Below are 16,013 nucleotides of genomic sequence, written 5' to 3'. Positions count from 1 at the left end.
CCGGCACGCAGACCATCATTTGGAAGCAGCCGCGAAGCTGACTCTCTTGTGAAGTTTAGAAAAACACGCTGGCATTGAGCTTGGCGTAGAAGGGCGTACCGGGCGTGAAGTGCAGCTCCGACACCGGGACAGCCTCGTTGCGCAGCCGGGTGGTGGTGTCGAACTGGGCTTGGTTCCACTCCACATTCAGCAGATTCTCCACGGAGGCGCCCACCTGAAAGCGGCTTTTCGTGTAGCTCACGATGGCATCGAGCAGGAAGTAGCCCTTGGCCCGCACCGAGTTGTCCTCGTTGGCCGCCCGCGAATCGATGTGGCGGTAGCGCAGGCTGGCGCCGAGGCCGCCGGGGGCCCGCAGCGTGAGGCCCCCGAGGCTGGTGAGGCTGGGGGCCAGCGGAATCCGGTTGGCGCCGTTCGGCTCGTCTATCAGCCGGCCGCGACTCAGGTTTACATCTACATCAGCAAAGAGCAGACGCGTGAGCTGGTAGCGGGCCGAGAGGTCGAAGCCCAGGCGGCGGGTGCGGCCGGCGCTTTCCACTACGCCCTCGTCGCCCACATACACCAGCTCATCCTGCAGGTGCAGGGCCCACAGCGCGGCATTCACCACTAGCGCGGGTACCGGCTTAAACGTGCCGCCCACTTCGTAGCCGATGGCCCGGGGCAGTATATTGGCCGCAACGTTGGTTACCACTGCCCGGGCATCGTTGGAGTGGAAGCCGAAGCCCGAGCGCACGAACAGCTGCACGGCCGGGTTCACATCATAGTACAGATTCAACTTGGGGCTCACGCGCCCCTTGCCCGCCCGGCCCGATACCGAGTCGGCCGCCGCCCGGTCTTCGCGGAAAGCAAAGCGGAAGTAGTCGGCCCGCAGCGCGGCGTTAAGTGTGAGCCGGTCGGTGAGGCCCAGCGTGCCTTCGAGGTAGCCATTGATGTTCTGCTCGTATACCTGGCCCGAACGAATCGTGTCGAGCACTACGCGGCGCACCGAGTTGCGCAGGGCAATGTGGGTGTCGTCGAGGCGGGTACCCAGGCCGGCCACGGCGCGCAACGTGCGGCTGCCCAGCTGAAGGTCGCGGCTGTAGGTGCCGGTGTAGCCGTAGAGGTTGCGCGCGTCGGTCTGCCGGATTCCGTCGCCGTTGACCGGGTCGTTCAGGAAAAACGTGAAGTTGGAGTACAGGTTGAAATCGTAGCGCGTGTAGTACACCTGCTGGCGCAGCACGGCGTTGTGGGGCAGGTCGGTGGTAAGCACGGCCGTGGCGTTGGTGCGGCTGGTGGAGCCGCCCTCGGTGGGGTCGATGCTGCCGAAGCGCGAAATCGTGCCGTCGTCTACACCGCGCTCCGGAATCTGGCCCGAGGCGTCCCACTTCGAGGCAAACTGCGAGCCGAGCACCATCAGCGAAGTGCGGTCGGAGAGCTGGCCGGTGTACTTGGCCAGCCCATTGAAGCGCCTGAAATCCTGCTTGGCGTCGAAGTACGAGTTGGTAAAGGTGTACTCGGCTGCCACGTAGGCGGCGGCTGGCCGCTGGCCAGTGGGCCGTACCGGTAGCAGGTTTACCAGGGCTACCGCCCGGCGGGTGTCAAACTGGCCCACTTCCAGCTTTACCTGGCTTTGGGCTAGGCGGGTTTTGGTGGTGAATTCGCCCGCGCCGGCCGTGGCAAAGTTGCCAAACCGGGCCGTGTAGGGGCCTTTATACACCCGCAGCTGGTCCACGGTTTCCGGTATCACAAAGTGGAAATCGGCGTAGCCCTGCCCGTGGGCGTGGCTGACCATGTTCACGGGCAGTCCGTCAACGCTCACGTTGAAATCGGTGCCGTGGTCGGCATCGAAGCCGCGCACGAAAATCTGCTCGGCCTTGCCGCCGCCCGCGTGCTGGGCAATAACCAAACCCGGCACCAGCGGCAGCAGGTCCTGGGCCGAGTTCACGGGCCGCAGCAGCTTGTCTATGTTGGAAATAATGGCCAGCGACTGGTTAGGGTCGTGGGGCTGGGCCACGGTTACTTCGGAAAGCGCCAGCGCAGTTGTGGGTAGGCGCAGGACCAAGGCAGCGGTTTGGCCGGCAGCCACGGCTACCGTTTGCTGCCGCGCCGCCAGGCCCAGGCCGTTGGCCCGCACTACGTAAGTACCAGCCGGCAGCCCCGCCAGCCGGAATCGACCTAGCTCGTCGGCCACGGTGGCCTCTGCGCGGCCGGCCAGCCGCACACTCACCCCGCCCAGGGGTCGGCCCGAGGCCGAATCGGCTACTGTGCCGCGTAGCACGGCAGTATTCTGGGCACAGGCTTCGGGCCCGCACCCCCACGCCGCCAGCACCGTACCGGCAGCGGTTATCCAATAAAAAAGGCGCATACAGCCGCAATACAACGCGCCGCGCCCGGCCCGGGGCCCTGTGGCGGCGCGTCTGAGTCAGAAGATAAGTTGACAATGGCCTACGCCAACGGCACAGGCCCGCCTCCCTGTGCTGGGGAGACGCATCCACTTATCCGCGACGGGGCGGCTGTTCCGGAATCGGCCGGTTTCCGACTATTATGGCCGGCGCGGCGGCCCGCTGGTATCCGACAAGCTGCCGAAACTGGGCCGCTTGCAGGCAGGGCACTTCGGGCAGGCAATGCAGGTCGATGCTCTTGGCCGACGCCAGCAACTGGGCCGGCGTCGTGCGCTCGGTCTGCGCCTCTACGGCCGACTGGTTGCCGTTGCAGGTATCGAAGCAGTCAAGGCGCAGGTAGTTTTTGTGCTGGCAGGCCTCGTTGTGCACGTAAGGGTGCGCGGCAGTAGGCCCCGCCGGCTCAGGCCGCCCCACCAGGCCCGCACCGATGCCTCCCAGGTAGGGCAGCAAAAGCAGCAGCAGGAGCAGATGGCGGAGCATTCGGGTTGGGGCTTAGTTGTTAGTAAGGAACGTCATTCAGAGCGAAGCGAAGAATCTCGCGTGATGATGTTGCGGCGACTGGTCAACGAGTTCGAGCGAGATTCTTCGCTTCGCTCTGAATGACGTTTCATTATCATCTTTTATCTCTAATCCCGCTAACTCAGCCGTTCAAAGGTCCAGTAGGCGGCCATGAGAGCAATAACTACCGACGCGGGCACCAGTATCCGGCGCTTATACCAGGGCTTGTCGGCGGCCCAGCGGCCAATCAGCAGCCAAGCCAGAACAATTACCGAAACCTGCCCCAATTCCACTCCAATATTGAAAGCCACCAACGACTCCACAAACATATTAGGCGGTAGACCCAAGCCGGTGAGAGCCCCGGCAAAGCCCAGTCCGTGTAGCAGCCCAAACCCAAACACCACCACAATACGCCACGGATTCAGGTGCTCGACCACGATGTTCTCGATGGCCACAAATAGAATCGACAGCGCAATCAGGGGCTCAATCAGGCTGGCCGGTGGCGACACCACGCCGTACATGGCCAGCCCCAGCGTAATGGAGTGGGCCACCGTGAAGGCCGTAGCCTGCCAGAGCACCGGCTTGAGGCGCGGTTCCAGCAGGTACAAACACAGCACGAACAGCACATGGTCGATACCCAGCGGCAGAATGTGCGTGTAGCCGAGCTTTAGGTAGGTGAAGAAAATATCGGTACGCGAAAGTTTACTCAGATCCTCATCCAGCACATGCGCGTCGGCCAGCCCCGGCAGCAACAGCAGCAGCGCAGCAAGAAGTGGCAGTAAGCGAACGAGGCGAGTGGCGCGCATGGAAGGTTAGAAATTAGGGATTAGAGGAGCACCAGTCATGCTGAGCGCAGCGGAGTTGAATCATCTCTATTGCTTCGTTGATTAGTAGGGGGTTACCATTGCGGTAGAGATGCTTCGACTCCGCTCCGCTGCGCTCAGCATGACACTGTCCTAGCTTAGCAGTCCACTTTACCCCTACCGGGTGGCCAGTAGCTGGCGGCCTTCCTCGGCAAGGTCGAGGCTGAGGTAGGGGTTGATGGCCAGCGCCTGTTTGATGAGAGCCTGTCCTTCGGTGGGGTTGCCATTTTTGGAGGCAATCAGGCCGGCGCGGCACAGCAGCACCGGGCTACGGGAGTTGGTGCGGCGGGCCGCTTTCATATAAGTAGCGGCGGCCGGATATTCACCGCGCTTGTACGAAACCCAAGCCAGGGTTTCGTTCACGTCGATGTTATCCGGTCGTCGGTCGTATTCAATTTTGGCGTGTTCGAGGGCTTTATCCAACTCCCCGGTTTCGAGGTAGGCGTAGGCCAGCTCCCGGTCGGCGTAGTGGCCCAGGTCCTCGTTCTCGTCGGCAGCGTTGGCGTCCGAAGCAAGCATCCCGATGGCTTCGGCTTTCATTTTGCGAGCCTCGGCGGGTTGGTTGTTAAGCTGATAAAGGGTGGCCAGTTCTTCGGCAAAAGTGTAGTCTTTCACCGTATTACGGGCCTGCTCCAGGTACTTGATGGCTTCGGGGTAATTGCTACGGGCCTGCTCAACGCGGCCCAGTCCGGCCAGCGCGTAGGCGTAATACGGGCGGGCCGTCAGCGCCATCCGATACGCCTGCTCGGCATTGGTCAGGTCGCCGGTGGTTTCGTAGAGGTGGCCCAGCGTAATGCGGGCCCACTCGGTTTGCTCCAGGCCGGCGTAGCCAGCCTGCACGGCCATTTGCATGGCTTCAATAGCTCCCGGCAGGTCGCCGTGGATTTCACGTAGGTACGAAACCCGCGAATAGGAGCGCAAATCGGGGCGCACGGCATTCATCTTATCGGCCATTTTAATGGCCTCCTCATAGCGGCCCAGCTCCACGTTGGCGTCGCAGAGCAAGCCGTATACAAAGGCATTGTTCGGGTTCAGGGCAACGGCTTTTTCGGCAATGGCCAGCCCTTCCGAGAAATGGTGCTGGGTCAGGCTCAACGAGGCTTTGCAGCACAGGGCCTCAAAGTTCTCGGGCTCGTCGCGCAGCACTTCGTTCAGCAGCTGCATGGCGGCCGTGTCGTAGTACGGATGGTCGCCGGTCACGCGGGCTTCCTGCATGTAAGCCTGGGCCAGCAGTACTTTCGATTTTGTGTCGTCGGGTTTGGCCCGCAGGTTGGCTAACAGTCCTTCAATGGCCGCTTTGGTGTTCACCCATTCTCCGCCAGCCGCTAAGTCGCCGCGCCGCGCCCGCAGTTGCGGTACGGGGTCGGGCGTGCGGGTCAGGTAAATGGTTACCCCCAGGGCCAGAAACAACAGGATAAGGGATGGGTAGAGGTATTTTCTCACGTATTCGGCGTATATATTCCAGTGATTAGGGAGTGGCTAACAGCCGCAAAGGGAACCGGCCTGGTGGCCGGCTCCCCCGTCGGCAGCCAGTAAGATAGGCAGACTCACCCAGGGCCCGGCTATCCGTCAGCAGCTGGCCGGCACGGGTACTACCCGCGCCGGCCAGCGTCAAACCGACTTACTGGTTATGCACCAGCTTCATCGATTGCAACACGGTTTTGCCCGTGGCAATGGTTAGCACGTAGGTGCCGGCGGCCACTTCGGGGCCGGGCTTCCAGTCGAGTTCAAACTTCCCTACTTTGTGGTTTTTGCCATCCATCAACGTGGCCACACGGCGGCCCGTCAGGTCGCTCACGAACATCGTCAGCGGGGTTTTGGTGGCTACCTCGTAGGTTATTTTGGTAACCTCATTGAACGGGTTCGGATAGTTCTGCGCGGCGGCTACAATCTCCGGCTTCAGGCTGAAACCAGCTGCGCCGAGTTGCGAAGTAACCGTGTTCTGAGCCTTGGTACCGGCCCACGGCAACTGCATGTAAGGGAAGCCCGCGCGGAACGTGGTATCATTTGCCTCGATGCCCGTGCGGAAAGCCAGAGCGCCGGCCAAGCCGGGCGAGCCAGCCTCGTAGGGCAGGCCAATGGCCGCCAGCACGATACCGCCCACGGCCTGCAGCTCAATGCGGGTAATGTCATCCTCTAAACGACGACCATTCGGGAAGCCGTCCATGTTTGGGATGGCTTGCAGGGTATTGGTCGTGTTAAAACGGGCATCGGTCAGGCCCAACACAGCAGCAGCCAACAGGCCCTCCGAGCTGAAATCAGCCGAGTTACGGGGCGTCGTTGGTACGGCCATGTTCAGGCGCAGCATGTCGCCACCTACACCAGCCGGAGCACCCACATTGTCGATGAGCGGCATGAAGTTGTTGACGAACGGCTTACCAGCAGCCAGTGGCTGACCGGCAGGCTTTATGTTAGCCAGCTGGTAAGGCGGCAGGTTGGGCACACCCGTATGGAAAATAGGCAGAATATCCACCGAGCGGGGCTTGCCCGGGCGCAGCAGGTATTCGGCGAAGCCACCGTTGGCCACTTTGGCGAAAGCCGTGCCGGCAACATCGGCAGGAGCCGCGTTGAGCAGCGCCGAAACACCGTTTTTGCCGTTGGCAAAGTCAAACTGGCCCAGCGAGTTGCGCTGAATGCGCAGCTGGTTGAAACCGGGTACTGCCGTTCCGAAGTAGCCTGCGCCCTCGGCCATGTACAGGCCCAGTTCGGGGTTCGAGAGGTAGTCTTCGGTGCTGGCCTGCTCGGTGTAAGGGGTGTCGTAGTTCCAACGGTCCTTCGAGCCAATGGGCTGAATCACCTCGTTGGTCAGCGGCATGCCCAAACGCGAAACCTGTACCCAGTTGCCACTGTGGGCCTGCGTGCCATCGGTGGTGTTAATGGTGCGGATAGACTGGCGGCTGGCCGAGGCCCATACGCCGATGATGTAGTCACCGTCGAGAATGTTGGCAGCCTGCGCGCCTGTCTTGCCATCCTTCTGGAGCTTGGCAATCGGAATCTGCAGGGCGATAGTGTGGGTGTTCTTGCGGGCTACGCCGTCGCGGGCCGAAGCCGTGCGGATGCCGCCTAAGTCAAAAATACCGCCCAGATCTACGAAGAACGGGTCATCAACGGGTCCGCAGAAAACTTTGATGTCGCCATCCACCGTCTGGATTGCTCCCGTGAAGAGGCTCTCGTAGCTCGGTGCGGCCAGGCCAGCGGCTCCGGTAATGGAGCGCGGCCCAATGTTGGGCGGCGGCACCACGCCATCGGTTTTAAGGGTTGTGAAAGCGCCGCCGTTTACGCTGCGCTCCATGGTGTACGTGGCCTTCAGGTTCTGCTTGCCCAGCCGGATGTTGAAGAACGTGGTGGGGTCCTCGTTTACCCGCTTAAAGGTGAAACGGTAGGTGATGTCGTCGGCGTTGGCCTTGCTGCCGTCGTTTTTAATGTGGATTTCGTAGCGTACATTCTCGCCAAACGTGTTGTAGTTAGGGCCGCCCTGGGGCAACTCCAACGGCACATAGTTGGCGATAAGGTTGACCATTTCCGCGTTGTTGGGGTCGCGGAAGGCATATACATCGGTGTTGTCGGCCAACGGGTCGTCGGCAATAAGAGGTGCCTCGCGGTGGCTCGATGCTTCGAGGGTAGTCTGCTGGGCAGTCCAGGCCATCAGGCCAGCCACAGTAGCGGCAGCCAGCGCGATAGGCAGAATAGGACGAGTAAGAAATTTGGGCATGATGAAAAGGATAAAAAATGAAAAAAGAACCGGCCACAGCGACCGGAACAGCAGATAAGACCTCCCGAAGGAGACCTGAAAGACGAGTGCAACAGGGTCGAAAATGACCCATACCACCAGTACTCTATTGGAACGTCACGGCTGGCTAAGCGGCCTTCGGCAGATAATGGTTAAGCGCGGTGGGCGAGTGGTAGGAACCACAAAAAAGCGTACGCGGCGCAGCCCGATAGTGGATTTAAATAATCGTAATTATGTACCATTTATTTACAAGAAACCGCAACCCTGCTCATTCAGCCTGATTATCAATCCTCTCAACTCTGCTATTTGTTATCAATGTGGTAAGCACACCCGACGCTTGGCACGCAGCAGTGGTAATCGAGGGAGGTTTGGGCTACCCGGCCGGGCCGGACTTTTGTTGCGTAATTTTGGCCCTTTCGATCGGGCAGCTGTTATAGCAGCCAGTCCGATCCGTTTCCCTGCTTTCCGTGCGGCCCCGCCGCCTCGTTGTTCCCTATGGCTAAAGTTGCAATCAACCTTTCTACCGGCAGTATTCAGCAGGAAGAAATTATCGTGGGTATCGACCTGGGCACCACCAACTCGCTGGTTGCCTACATTCACCCCGAAAACCGCCAGCCACTGGCCATCAACGACCAGGGCCGGGGCACCATCGTGCCGTCGGTGGTGCACTTCCCGCAGGGCGGCGAGTCGCCGCTGGTAGGCAACGAAGCCAAGGAGTATCTGCTGTCTGATCCGCAAAACACCATTTACTCGGTGAAGCGCCTGTTGGGCAAAAGCTACCACGACCTGACCCAGCACGCCGGCGCGCTGGGCTACAAGGTGATTGACGATAACTCGGAGGGTATGGTGAAAATCCGGGTCGGCGACCGGTTCTACTCGCCCATCGACCTATCGGCCGAGATACTGAAGGAGTTGCGCACACGGGCCGAGCACGCGCTCAAAACACCCGTCAACAAGGCCGTCATTACGGTGCCGGCTTATTTCAACGACTCGCAGCGCCAAGCCACCCGCGACGCCGGCCGCCTGGCCGGTTTGGAAGTACTGCGCATTGTAAACGAGCCTACGGCGGCGGCCCTGGCCTACGGCATCGGCCTGAACCCCGAAGAAGAGAAGACGGTGGCCGTGTACGATCTGGGCGGCGGCACCTTCGATGTGAGCATTCTGAAGCTGCATCAGGGCATTTTTGAGGTCCTGAGCACCAACGGCGACACCTACCTGGGCGGCGACGACCTCGACCGCGCCGTGGCCGAGCACTGGACCAGACAGCACGATCTGGCGGCCCAATTAGCCATCAACGGCTCGCTGCAGCAGGAACTGCGGCTGCTGGCCGAATCGGCCAAGCGCTACCTGAGCCAGCACGACGACTTTGCCGGCAACCTCGGCAACGACGTGGTGATACGCCTCAGCCGCTCGGAATTCGACGAGCTGGCCCGCCCGCTGGTGGAGCGCACGATTGACTCGTGCCGGCGCGCCCTGAAAGACGCGGGCCTGACAGCCGACCAGCTGGATGCCGTGCTGCTGGTGGGCGGCTCGACCCGCGTGCCGCTGGTACACGAGTCGGTATCGGCCTTCTTCGGGCAGGAAGCCAACAACTCACTCAACCCCGACGAAGTGGTGGCGCTGGGCGCGGCCATTCAGGCCGACATTCTGGCCGGCAACCGTCGCGACGTGCTACTGCTCGACGTAACGCCGCTCACACTAGGCATCGAAACCCTGGGCGGCCTGATGGACCCGATTATCCCGCGCAACTCCAAAATCCCGACCAAGGCCGGCCGCCAGTATACGACCAGCGTGGACGGGCAGGTGAACCTGAAAATTTCGGTGTATCAGGGCGAGCGTGACGTGGTGAAGGAAAACCGCAAGCTGGCCGAGTTCGACCTGCGCGGCATCCCGGCCATGCCCGCCGGCCTGCCCAAGGTCGATGTCAACTTCATTCTCAATGCCGACGGCATCCTGAAAGTCGAGGCCATCGAACTGCGTTCCGGCACCCGTCAGGAAGTCGAAATCAAGCCCCAATACGGCCTCACCGACGAGCAGGTGGAGCAGATGCTGATGGACTCGCTTACGCACGCCCGCGAAGACGTAGCGGCCCGCATGGTTATCGAAGCCCGCACCGTAGCTGAGCAGATGCTCTACCAGGTGGAGCGGTTCGTAACCAAAAACGGCCAGCACCTCACCGCCGAGGAACTCACCCAGACCAAGGCCGGCGTAACGAAACTGAAAGCAGCCCTGCAAACCCCGGAAAAGGACGTGATGCTGAAAGCCGTAGACGAGCTGGAAGAACTCACCCGCCCCTTCGCCGAGCGCGTGATGAACATCAGCATCAGCCAGGCCATGGCTGGTAAGAAGATTGAGTAGGGATTAGGAATCAGGTAAGAACGTCCTGCTGAGCGCAGCCGAAGCATCTCTACCGCATTGGTAAATCTGTCATCGGATTACCACTGCAACGAAGCGGTAGCGATGCTTCGGCTGCGCTCAGCATGACGTTCTTCTATTATTCACCGACCACAAAAAGCATGCACCGTCTCGCCCAACTTGCTCAGCAACCCAGCCGCCGCATTATCGGGCTGATGTCGGGCACCTCGCTCGATGGGCTGGATGTGGCCCTGTGCCGCCTGCACGGGCACGGCACGGCCACGCGGCTGGAGTTGGAGCATTTTGCCACGGTACCTTACGAGGAGGAGTTCCGGCGGCGAGTGCGGCAGGTGTTTGCCCGCGAACAGGTGAGCCTGGAATACCTGACGCTGCTCAACCCGTGGATAGGCCAGCAGCACGCCCGCATGGTGCTGGGCTGCCTGTATGAGTGGCAGGTGGCTCCGGCCGAGGTCGACCTGCTGGCCAGCCACGGCCAGACGGTGTACCACGCCCCCGCCCACCAGCACCAGCACCCCGAATTTCCCGGCCTGAACGCCACGCTGCAGCTCGGCGACGCCGACCACCTGGCCGTGGGCACCGGCATCATCACCGTGGGCGACTTCCGCCAGAAACACATAGCGGCCGGGGGCGAAGGCGCGCCGCTGGCCACCTACGGCGACTTTCTGCTACTCAGTAGCCCTACCGAGGAGCGTTTGCTGCTCAACCTGGGCGGCATTGCCAATTTCACCTACCTGCCCCCCACCAACTCCGAGAACACCCAGACTGCCAGCGCCGCGTTCAGTACCGATACCGGCCCCGGCAATACCCTGCTCGACGCCGTAGTGCGCGCCCACTTCCCGCAGCTGTCTTTTGATGAGGACGGTAGGTTGGCAGCCGCCAGCACAGCGCACCCAAATTTGCTGGCCGAACTACTCAACCACCCATTCTTTGCAGCGGCATTACCCAAAACTACTGGCCCCGAGCTGTTCGGCCTGGCATACCTGCACGCCGCCCAAGCCCGCACCGGCACGCAGGCCCTGCCAGTCGAGGGCCTGCTGGCTACGCTGGTGGAGCTAAGCGCAACCGGCGTGGCGCGAGCAGTACAGCTGGCATTGGGCGAGCAGCCGGCCCTGGCCGTGTACGCCAGTGGCGGGGGCGCCCACAACCCCGTACTGCTGGCCGCGCTACAACGCCACCTGCCCGCCTGCAATTTCGCCAGCACCGCCGCCCTCGGTGTGCCGCCCGATGCCAAGGAGGCCATTCTGTTCGCGCTGCTGGCCAACGAGGCCGTAGCCGGCCGGCCCTTCAGCATCGGGGCTGGTCGTCAGCGCGTGCCAGCCATCCGGATGGGCAAAATCTCGCTACCCGATTAGGGTGAGCTGGTGCGCTGCACCACCCGAAAGCTTTGCACCTGGCGAGCTGCGGAGTCCTGAAAGCTGACGTGCAGCTGGAAGTGCGGGCGCGCAGCCAGCGTGTCGGTGCGGAAGCTGTAGGTAACGAAGGTTTCGGGTACGGCCGTTTCGCGCAGCCGAAAGCCCAGCTTATAGAGGTCGATGACCGGGCCAAACCGGCGCACCGGGTCCCGCAGTTGCCGGATAGAGTGCCGGAATTGCTGCGGACTTGTGGTAGCCCGGGCGGCGGGAGTCAGCCAACGGTATGCCGGCCGCCACTCTTGCCCTATAGCGGCCAGCCAGAACTGCCGCGCCACCTGTACCTGAGAGTTCGTGCGCTGCTGGGCCAGCCCCGGCGCGGCCAGTAGCAGGCTCGCAGTCAGCAGGGCCGCAGTCAGAACGCCGGTTCGCGCTTGCATCAGCCGGGCTGGGTTAGTTCTCCTCTTGGGGCACGAGTACGAACACGTCCTCTCCCGGTCGCTTCATAATGTATTTCTCGCGGGCAAATTTCTCCAACAGTTCGGGGCTGCTCAGCAGTTCGGCGCGGTCCTTCTTCACCTTGTCAATCTCCCGCAGGTAGTATTCCCGGTCGCCCTGCAGCTCCTGCCACTTGGCGTACATGTCGTATTGCCGCACCAAATCGTTGGCATCAAACAGAAACATCCAGATCAGAAACGCCAGCCCGGTCAGGAAATAGAAGTTGCGCAGAAAGCGGGGGATGCGGCCGAATAACTCTCCAACTCTCATAATTAACAGGTAGTTCAGATTTCGCCAACGCCACAGATACCGACGTCAGCCTGACAAATATCCGTTATTTCAACCAACTACCCTATCAGGGCAAATCAGCCATTCCCGGCCTTCCTACCCGCTAAAACCAAAACGGTACCGCCCCCAAAGGAGCGGTACCGTCTGCCAACAGAACATAAACGTCAGCGGAATTACATTTTGCGGCCGGGGAAGTAGGCAATTTCGCCCAGTTCTTCCTCGATGCGCAGTAGCTGGTTGTATTTCGACATCCGGTCGGAACGGGAAGCCGAGCCGGTCTTGATCTGGCCGGTGTTGAGGGCCACGGCTAGGTCGGCAATGGTATTGTCCTCGGTTTCGCCCGAGCGGTGACTCATGATGCTCTTGTAGCCGTGGCGACGGCCCAGGTTGATGGCGTCAATCGTTTCGGAGAGCGTACCAATCTGGTTTACCTTGATGAGGATGGAGTTGGCAATCTGCTCATCGATACCGCGCTGCAGGCGGTCAACATTGGTCACGAACAGGTCGTCGCCCACGAGTTGAGTGGTTTTGCCGATGCTGTTGGTCAGGTCCTTCCAGCCGCTCCAGTCGTCCTCGTCCATGCCATCCTCGATGCTGATGATGGGGTACTTTTTGGTCCAGTCGGTCCAGTAGCTCACCATCTCCGACGAGGTCAGCTTGTCGCCGGTGCTCTTCTTGAAGTGGTAATGGCCATCGGAATAGAACTCCGAAGCAGCGGCGTCCATGGCAATCATCACCTCGTCGCCGGGCTTGTAGCCGGCCTTCTCGATGGCCTGCAGCACAATCTTGATGGCGTCTTCGTTGCTCTTGATGTTGGGAGCAAAGCCGCCCTCGTCGCCCACGTTGGTGCTGAAGCCCTGCTTCTTGAGCACTTCCTTGAGGTGATGGAAGATTTCGGTACCCCAGCGCAGCGCCTCCGAGAAGCTCGAAGCGCCCACCGGCATAATCATGAACTCCTGGAAGTCGATGCTATTATCGGCGTGCGAGCCCCCGTTGAGGATATTCATCATCGGCACGGGCAGCGTGGTGGCATTTACGCCGCCCACGTAGCGGTACAGCGGCATGCCCACCTCGGCAGCGGCGGCACGGGCCACAGCCAGCGACACGCCTAGAATAGCATTGGCACCCAGGTTGGCCTTATTGGGCGTACCGTCGAGCTCCAGCATGATTTTGTCGAGCAGGCCCTGCTCGAACACCGAAAAGCCCACCAGTTCCTCGGCAATGGTGGTATTCACGTTCTCCACTGCCTGCAGTACACCTTTGCCCATGTACATAGCCTTGTCGTTGTCGCGCAGCTCCACGGCTTCGTGCTTACCGGTGCTGGCGCCGCTGGGTACGGCAGCGCGGCCTACGGTGCCACTGTCGGTGGTTACGTCCACTTCCACGGTCGGATTGCCGCGCGAGTCAAAAATCTGGCGTGCGTGGATTTCGGTGATAATGCTCATGAGCGAAAGGGGTTGATGAAACGGATTACGAGTTAACCAACAGCTTTACGGCCGCTGGCCCGCAAGGTAAATAGTATCCCCGACCTTTCTCCCCTTTCCCGGCCGTCCCTACCCTTCCAGCCAGCGCCGGAACTCGGGCGTCTGGGCCGCACTGGTCATCAGCGAAGCGGACCCCGCCCGCAGCTTTACCACCAGCCGGTTGTTGAAATAGGGTTCCACGCGCTCTACAAACGCCACGTTCACCAGCTCCGAGCGGTTAAGACGCCCGAACCGGGCCGGGTCGAGCTGGGCCTCCAGTTCCGTGAGCGTGCCGGTAAGCGGGTGGCGCGCACCAGCTCTATCCACGGCGAATACTACGCCCTCGTCGGCCTGCAGGTAGGCCACGTCATCGGTTTGCAAGACGTAGAGGCCGTTGCGCACCCGCACCGACAGCCGCTGCCGGTACTGGGGCTGGCTTCCCTGGCGCAAGGCCGCACTCAGCTCCTGCACCAACGCCGGACTAAGACCAGCCGGCGGTGCCGGGGCGGGAGCCGGAGCTGGGGCGGCGAAGTTGCGGCGCAGCAACTGGTATTTGGTCAGGGCTTCCTCGAACTGCTCGTAGGTAAACGGCTTGAGCAGATAAGCAATGCCGTTGCCCCGGAAGGCCGGCAGTAGAAACTGGTCGTAGGCTGTGGTGAAAATGATGGGGCAGGTGACCTGAAACCGCTCGTAAAGGGCGAATACGTTGCCATCGAGCAGCTCGATATCGGACAAAATCAGATCCGGCATGGGACTGGTTTGCAGCCAGGCCAAAGCTTTTTCCACACTCCGCAGCACCGTCAGGTCCCCTTCGTTCAGCCCTGCCCGAATGGCAAACGCCACCACTTGTTGAGCGGCCAGCGCCTCATCTTCCAGAATCAGAATGTGCATACGAACAGCAAAAGCAAACTACAATGAGTTATTCAGAACGTAGGGGCGGGGGGCAAGCCCCGCCCCTACGTTCATAAAACCCGCATCAGCGGGCACCCTGGCCGGCGACTGGGCCAGCACGGGCACCGTCACGGCAAATGTGGCGGCCGTGTCCACTACCCTGATTTCCTGGTCGAACAGCAGCCGGTACCGCTCCCGCAGGTTTGCCAGCCCGGTCCCAGTCGAGTCGACGGCCGTCAGCTTGGGCCGGCGCGGGTGGCGCACCGTCAGGCTATCCGCCGTGGCTGTAATTTCGATTACCAGCGGATCGTCTTCGTTGCCGGCGTTATGCTTGATGGCGTTTTCGAGCAGTTGCTGCAGCGTACCCGGCACCACCAGCCGCTGGTCCCAGGCGGGGCCAGGCTGCAACTCGAGCCGGAACTCGTAGGCCGTCCCGAAGCGGTGGCGCAGCAGGTAAACGTATTCCTCTATGAAGCGCAGCTCCTCGCTCACGCTCACGAAGTCCTCGTTCTGGTGCCTGACCAGCAGCCGGTAAAGCCCCGCGAACCGGTTTAGGTATTCGTTGGCCTCGGCGGGGTCCTGCTGAATGAGGCCGCGCAGCACATTGAGGTTGTTGAACAGGAAGTGCGGGTCGAGCTGAGCTTTGAGGTTGCGCAGCTCGCTCTGGGTCTGGGCCTGCTGGGTTTGCAGCAGCCGCTTCTGTACGTCGAAGTACCGCTTGCCCGCCATCAGAATACCCAGCATCCCGTAGCTCTGCGTATGGCGCATAACAGACCACAACACCCCCGCGACGCTCCATTGCAAAGGCCGGTCGGACAGCAGCGCGGCATAGCCCAGCAGGTACAAATGCGCATCGAGCAGCACGAATACTACCAGCGCCCCCAGTACCACCCAGGGGCTCCGGCGCGCCAGCGCCAGCGGCAGCAGTCCGAATACCAGCGCGTATACAGCCAGCGTATCAATTCCAATCGTGAACAAAATACCACTCACGGCCCGCGCCAGCCCAAAATCATGCAGGTAGCTATAGAAGATAATAGGCGCGGCCAGCAGCCAGTACACCAGTACCAGCAACAGGTCGGAGCGGCTGGGTCGGGGGAAGATGGGCGACATGCGGGCCGGGGTTAAAGGAGTGGAAAGATGCTACTCTTTGTCGGTTTTTACGCGGCCTCGCTCTTCTTCAAGGCCGGTGCTGCGCTTGCGGGCTGCCTTTAGCTGCTGGTTGCCCAGCTTCCAGCTTAGGCTCAAGCGTACCTGCCGGCTTTCGCCGTAGCTCCGGAAGGCTACATCCAGGTCTTGGTAGCGCACCGTGCCCCGCTGCTTGTTCGAAAACAGCACGTCGTTCACCCCCAGGCGCAAGGTGGCGCGGTCCTGCCACAGCGTCTTCTGCAGCCCCAGGTTCAAGGCCCCAAAGCCCCGGAAGTTGATCAGGCCATTTACGCCGGCCGTTTGGTAGTAACCGGAAGCCTCCAGCTTGATATTTTGGGGCAGTAGCAGGTTGGCCTGGCCGTAGAACGTAGCGGCCGTGCGGCCCGCCCGGTAGGTGCTGCCCAGGTACTGGCTCTGGTACTCGTTGTAGAACACGGTTACGCCGGCATAGCCCGTCAGCAGCTTACGGTAAGTCAGCGGCAGGTTCAGGGTGGCGCTGTAGTTGCGCAGGTTATCGAGGTTGGCCGTCGTCG

Annotated in this window: 13 protein-coding genes; 2 read left to right on the top strand and 11 right to left on the bottom strand. The window is 61.3% G+C overall.

Annotated elements, in window-relative coordinates; all coding sequences use genetic code 11:
• Positions 1-55: 55 nt before the first annotated feature.
• From HW554_RS05775 to HW554_RS05755, 5 genes are all read right to left on the bottom strand, one after another.
• Positions 56-2,341, bottom strand: a complete 2,286-nt coding sequence (locus HW554_RS05775) for a TonB-dependent receptor (protein WP_176907637.1) — start codon at positions 2,339-2,341, stop codon at positions 56-58.
• A 130-nt stretch (positions 2,342-2,471) separates the two neighbouring features.
• Positions 2,472-2,858, bottom strand: coding sequence for a hypothetical protein (locus HW554_RS05770; RefSeq protein WP_176907636.1), 387 nt, complete (start codon positions 2,856-2,858; stop codon positions 2,472-2,474).
• A gap of 155 nt (positions 2,859-3,013) precedes the next feature.
• The gene (locus HW554_RS05765) at positions 3,014-3,682 is read right to left on the bottom strand and encodes a HupE/UreJ family protein (RefSeq protein WP_176907635.1); all 669 of its coding nucleotides are present in this window, start codon (positions 3,680-3,682) and stop codon (positions 3,014-3,016) included.
• A 174-nt stretch (positions 3,683-3,856) separates the two neighbouring features.
• Positions 3,857-5,182 carry a tetratricopeptide repeat protein gene (locus tag HW554_RS05760; protein ID WP_176907634.1) on the bottom strand — a complete coding sequence of 442 codons (1,326 nt, stop codon included), beginning with the start codon at positions 5,180-5,182 and terminating at the stop codon, positions 3,857-3,859.
• 178 nt (positions 5,183-5,360) lie between these two features.
• On the bottom strand, positions 5,361-7,451 hold the full coding sequence (locus tag HW554_RS05755; protein ID WP_176907633.1) for a DUF4331 family protein: 2,091 nt from the start codon (positions 7,449-7,451) through the stop codon (positions 5,361-5,363).
• Between the two features lie 513 nt (positions 7,452-7,964).
• On the opposite strand from HW554_RS05755, the gene hscA reads away from it, so the two are divergent.
• Both hscA and HW554_RS05745 read left to right on the top strand, forming a co-directional pair.
• Positions 7,965-9,827: a Fe-S protein assembly chaperone HscA gene (hscA, locus tag HW554_RS05750; protein WP_176907632.1), complete on the top strand. Its 1,863-nt coding sequence runs from the start codon at positions 7,965-7,967 to the stop codon at positions 9,825-9,827.
• 158 nt (positions 9,828-9,985) lie between these two features.
• On the top strand, positions 9,986-11,197 hold the full coding sequence (locus tag HW554_RS05745; RefSeq protein WP_176907631.1) for an anhydro-N-acetylmuramic acid kinase: 1,212 nt from the start codon (positions 9,986-9,988) through the stop codon (positions 11,195-11,197).
• Here the strand turns inward: HW554_RS05745 and HW554_RS05740 are convergent.
• From HW554_RS05740 to HW554_RS05715, 6 genes are all read right to left on the bottom strand, one after another.
• Positions 11,194-11,634, bottom strand: a complete 441-nt coding sequence (locus tag HW554_RS05740) for a hypothetical protein (protein ID WP_176907630.1) — start codon at positions 11,632-11,634, stop codon at positions 11,194-11,196. The two genes, HW554_RS05745 and HW554_RS05740, sit on opposite strands and share 4 nt — an antisense overlap.
• Positions 11,635-11,647: 13 nt before the next feature.
• Entirely contained in the window at positions 11,648-11,962 is a 315-nt protein-coding gene (locus tag HW554_RS05735; protein ID WP_176907629.1) for an FtsB family cell division protein, read from the bottom strand.
• Positions 11,963-12,153: 191 nt separating this feature from the next.
• Complete coding sequence (gene eno, locus HW554_RS05730) at positions 12,154-13,425, bottom strand: phosphopyruvate hydratase (RefSeq protein ID WP_176907628.1); 1,272 nt, start codon at positions 13,423-13,425, stop codon at positions 12,154-12,156.
• A 108-nt stretch (positions 13,426-13,533) separates the two neighbouring features.
• A complete protein-coding gene (locus tag HW554_RS05725; RefSeq protein WP_176907627.1) occupies positions 13,534-14,334 on the bottom strand; it encodes a LytR/AlgR family response regulator transcription factor in 801 nt (266 codons plus the stop codon).
• An 18-nt stretch (positions 14,335-14,352) separates the two neighbouring features.
• Entirely contained in the window at positions 14,353-15,444 is a 1,092-nt protein-coding gene (locus HW554_RS05720; protein WP_176907626.1) for a sensor histidine kinase, read from the bottom strand.
• A gap of 30 nt (positions 15,445-15,474) precedes the next feature.
• Positions 15,475-16,013, bottom strand: a 539-nt coding sequence (locus HW554_RS05715; protein WP_176907625.1) for an outer membrane beta-barrel protein, incomplete at its 5' end; no start/stop codon positions are given.

Source organism: Hymenobacter lapidiphilus, assembly GCF_013377885.1.
Classification (GTDB): domain Bacteria; phylum Bacteroidota; class Bacteroidia; order Cytophagales; family Hymenobacteraceae; genus Hymenobacter; species Hymenobacter lapidiphilus.
Note: the sequence above shows the minus strand (reverse complement) of the source record. Positions and strands in the feature narration are given on the sequence as shown.